2 protein-coding genes are annotated in these 4,990 nt (G+C 44.9%); both read left to right on the forward strand.

Annotated features, from left to right (window positions below):
* Positions 1–275: 275 nt before the first annotated feature.
* On the forward strand, positions 276–4,373 hold the full coding sequence (locus GC098_RS31270) for an OmpL47-type beta-barrel domain-containing protein (RefSeq protein ID WP_171647584.1): 4,098 nt from the start codon (positions 276–278) through the stop codon (positions 4,371–4,373).
* 303 nt (positions 4,374–4,676) lie between these two features.
* A partial coding sequence (locus GC098_RS31275) for a sensor histidine kinase (protein WP_312880457.1) occupies positions 4,677–4,990 on the forward strand: 314 nt, incomplete at its 3' end.

The raw sequence follows: 4,990 nt of genomic DNA on the forward strand, positions 1-4,990 counted from the left end.
TCTGTTATCGACTGTTTTCGCTCATGTCTAGGACAAGAAGCATAGTACACTGGTTTCGTAAGGTAAATATTCGATCTAAGGGGGAAATAAATGAGGGTAAAGATAACCGCAGTATTGCTCATGTCACTAGGATAAGAGCCATGGAAGGTAAAAACTGAATTCCCCTTGGCCTCGGCCTTCTTTTTGGTAACGGGCTATTTTATTTTCCGTCCAGTCAGTTGAGCGCTTAGCAAAGGGAGTTCCCTGCTCATTCATTATTTGAAGGAGGAATAGGAATGTTGAAAAAAGGAAAATCCAAAAGTAGTTTTTCCTTGGCATTGTTGCTTGCGGCAAATCTTGTAATAGGAGTCTCTGCACAAGTCCCTGCCCAAAGGGCCAGCGCAGAAGGTGCGGTACAGGTGACTGAAGACGTACAGCCAGTTCTTCGCGCTAGTGCAAGCACAACAGAAGGTGCGTACACGTATCAGGTGACTGAAGCACCCGAGTTGGATGCCGTGTTCAATAAAACGAATCATATGGGAGATGGATTTTTATGGTTGCCATTCGGAATTAAGAACCAGCAAGGACTTGGAACATCGTCGACCAAATCAGCCATTCTTTTTAATGATTCTTTTGTTGGCGACAGATGGGTTGGGGGAAGCACGCTAGGAACTTATACGGGGATTGATGCAGATACCTCTTCAATCAACTATTTTTGGGGCACAAATGGACAAAAGCAAAACTTCAACCAAATATGGGGGATCGATAAAGCGGAGAGCGGATATTCGGGAACAGTTGCCTGGAATCTTGTCAACGGTTATGGGATGAGTGGAATTAGAAGCGCTTCGGATACACATGATACGGATTATCATAAAATGTGGATTTCAGGCCAGAATCCGTCTGCGGCCAACAGCTATATTATTTTGGACGCTTATGCCATAAAGAATCTGGGCAAAATGAACATTTGGAATTTTAATGAGCCCACACATACAAACAAAGGTTTGAAGAATATCAAGATATTCACATCTACAGATGGCGTGTCCTATACGGAATTGACAAACGGTTCTCCATTCCAGATCCCGCAAGCTAGCGGTACAGGACCGACCGGCTACTCGAAGGAAATTGATCTCAATTCAATTACAGCCAGATATGTGAAGATTACGTACAATCCGGTTGTGAATGACGGTAACTGGGGCGACCCTGCTCAGTATGGTCTAAGCGCTGTCCGCCTATATGATAGCACAGGCAATAAGCTTATTTTATCGGCTCAAGCAGGTTCTACCGCTAACCGCACATTGTATTCCAATGGCAACGCTTGGAATTTGGGCGGGATTGTTTTAGATAATTACTTATATTTCAATCTTCATAACAGTGGAAACAATGCATTCCAGCTCATGAGATATACAATTACTAATGGCGCGATTGATTTTAATTCCCTTAAAGCTTTTGATGCGCTTCCATTTATATATTACTCGTCCCTTCCTAGTGGATATTCACCATACTCAGGTGATGCCGTAGTTGGCAATGCTATACGATTATCGATGTTTGATAACTTAGCTTTTTGGGAAGATGATGATGGCTATGTTTATGGGCTTGGTGCAGATGAAATTTATGATGGAATTCATCCTAAATCTAACTCTTATATACTTCTCTCAAGAGTGCCCAAAGCTAGCTTTGAAGATTTTAATGCAAAGGAATACTGGAATGGCACAGGTTGGACGCGACAGTATGAGACCGCTTCCCATATAAAGGATGTAGTCGGAAACGATGTTGGTCCTGTCGGAAATATTCCTTCGTTTTTTAAAGCAAAAGGTGGTCAATTGGATGGCAAATATGTTCTGGTTTATATGGAGAACGTCGATGGGGACTCATTTTTCAGAGTGGCTGATCGACCGGAGGGACCGTGGAGCGATAAACATCTCTTGTACAAGCGCAATGGTAATGAGCATATTTACAACACAGGAGCAGTCCCTTTTCTATCAAAAGATGGAGAATTCTACTTTTATCTCATTAGAAATGAAAGCTCAATGAAATTTTTTAAGTATTCTGAAGTCATGAATGGCGAAAATCCGAATTTGGCATTATACAAAACGGCTACGGCGGATAGCGCGTGCAGTGACACAACAACAGCAGCTAATGCCGTGGACGGAATAATCCAGGGCAGCAAATGGTGCTCCAGCTCCAACGACCGCTGGCTTCATGTTGATCTTGGTTCCGAGAAGAAAGTGAACCAGTTTGTCGTTAAGCATGCATCGGAAGCTGCGGAGAGCGCCTCTTATAATACGAAAGATTACAATATTCAAGTCAGCAATGACGACACAAACTGGACTACGGTGGTCAATATAGCCAATAATAACTACGGCGTTACGGTAAACAGTATTGCCGAAGTGTCGGCTCGCTATATCAAGTTGAACGTTACGACGCCAACGCAAACAACCGATCCAACAGCAAGAATTTATGACTTTGAGGTATATGGGCCTAATCCTACAACTAAAACGCTTGATAGAATTATAGATCCTAAAGCGATAACACCGACAATTGGTGTAGCGAAGACAGCGGAAGCCCTTGAACTACCTGCAAAAATAATACTGGCAACTGATGCAGCAAATTTGAGGGCTGACGTAACTTGGGATTTAGACGAAATAGAATATGATCCGACTGCCACGACGGGGCAGACCTTCACGGTAACAGGAGAAGTAACTTTGCCTAATGGAGTCATCAATCCGAACAGCGTTCCATTGACGACTACCATTAGCGTATCTACTAAGCCTGCCGATATAGTAGCCCACTGGAAGTTCAATGAAGGATCCGGTACAACCGCTGGCGATACTTCAGGCAAGGGCAACACCGGAACTCTGGTTAACAACCCAACTTGGTCCGCTTCGGGCAAGTTCGGCGGAGCGCTTGCTTTCAACAACGGCTCAAGGGTCGAGATCAACCCTACGGCAACATTGAACCAATCGGGTGACGAGACCGTGTCGTTCTGGTTCAAGACTTCTCAGCCTGCAACTAGATACATGAACCTCTTCCGTCAAGAGAAGCGTTTCACTGCTCTACAGTTGACAGACGAGGGGACAGCTCGTGTGGCCTATTGGCCCCAAGGTCCAGCGATGCTTAAATTGCTGACGTTTCCATGGACCTACAGCGATAACAACTGGCATCATTATGTCGCTTCCTACAGTCACACCATGGGACTGAAGATCTATGTTGACGGTAATGTAGTGGCAAGTGATACAACGAACATCGGAAAGCTTTCGGCTGTAACGAATAAGATCGTAATTGGAGCCGATGAATCCGGCGGAGAAGCATACAATGGACTGTTGGACGATGTTCGCGTATTTAGCGGTCCGTTGACTCAGGCTCAAGTAACGCAATTGATGAATGCTGGACTTGATCAACAAGCACCAACGACAACGGACAATGCGCCAAGCGGCTGGGTCAATCAAGGCACGATAACCTTAAGCGCAAGCGATAACGGAACGGGTGTAGCCAATACCTACTACAAGTTAGACGGTGGCGCTGAGCAAACGGGAACTTCCGTCGTATTGTCAGAAGAAGGAGTTCACAAGCTTGTATATTGGAGCGTAGACAAAGCAGGCAACGTGGAACAAGCGCATACGGTATCCATTAGCATCGATAAGAAAACTCCTGAAACAAAAGCAGCGATAACACCTGCCGAGCCGGATGGACTGAACGGATGGTACTTGCATCCGATTGCGGTAAGCATGAACGCTGCGGACAATCTGTCGGACGTAGCGAAGACGGAGTATAGTCTGGATGGAGGGACTACGTGGAAGATTTACACATCGTCGTTAACGTTTGATCAAGACGGAACATATACGATAAACTTCCGCTCCACGGATAACGCCGGCAATCAAGAAGAAGGAAAATCAGTAAGCTTCAAACTGGATTCGGCTGCCCCTGTGGTCGAAGTGACCGTACCGGGAGACAACAGCATTTATCAAGTTTCCGTGGACTTGACGCCTCAGATTGCATTGACGGATATCTTGTCGGGTGTGGACAGCAGCAAGACGACGGTGACACTGGATACGTATTCTTACCAAATCGGAACGGCGATCCCGCTCTATAAGTTGCCGCTTGGGCAGCATACGCTTGTTGTATCCTCCAGCGACTTGGCCGGCAACCAGATAAGCAAGACCATTCAGTTTACGACGGTAGCCAGTATCGATTCTTTGAAGGCATTGGTAACACGCTTTCCTAATAACAATGGGATCGATAATGTCGGTATTGCCACTAGTCTGCTGGAGAAATTGGCAAACAACAATCTGAACAGCTTTGTGAATGAAGTGAAGGCTCAAAGCGGAAAGCACGTCTCAAGCGAAGCGGCTGAATATTTGCTGCGAGACGCTCAATATGTATTGACACAAAAGTAGAACATTTTTTGATCACATTTGGATAAGATCGGTAATGAATCGGGGGGGGGGAGATCAATTTTCTCCCCCTTTATCTATTTTGGCGATTACTGTCCTTTACTTGGCATTGAATTTGAATAGTGCGGTCCTGATTAATGTGCTAACTTACCTTCTCTTGTCCATCATTTAGTAAGTTAATCTTAAACATAATGATCCACCATTTTCTATTGGAGAATCAATTTCAAATTTACATTTGAAAACAATCTCTCCTTAACTTAACGATATCTTAAAAAAACTTTAACATAAGAGGTATAGAATGCATCAGTGACAGTTGAGTTCAGTAAGGATTTCAATTCGGGCGTTCGTGGCTTGTGGTACCATATTGCTAAGGACTCTCCGATTGATGTCCGTTTTGATATGGATGAGACGCTGCTGGACCAGACGATTCCGCGTTTCATCCTGCAGCCGCTCGTCGAAAACGCTTTGTATCATGGGCTTGGAGATGAAGAAGGGGTGATCGAAGTGCGCATCGCAGCTCATGACGGTCATATGAACATTGAGGTGAGAAATAACGGGGCCGGCATGACGGAGGAAGAAGTTTCCCGACTACTTTCATACGAAAATGAAAGGAAAAAATC

This window comes from Paenibacillus phytorum (assembly GCF_013141715.1).
GTDB classification, from domain to species: domain Bacteria; phylum Bacillota; class Bacilli; order Paenibacillales; family NBRC-103111; genus Paenibacillus_E; species Paenibacillus_E phytorum.

Coding starts and splice junctions, on each gene's coding strand:
- GC098_RS31270 (WP_171647584.1), top strand. CDS start 276: ATGTTGAAAAAAGGAAAATCCAAAAGTAGTTTTTCCTTGGCATTGTTG.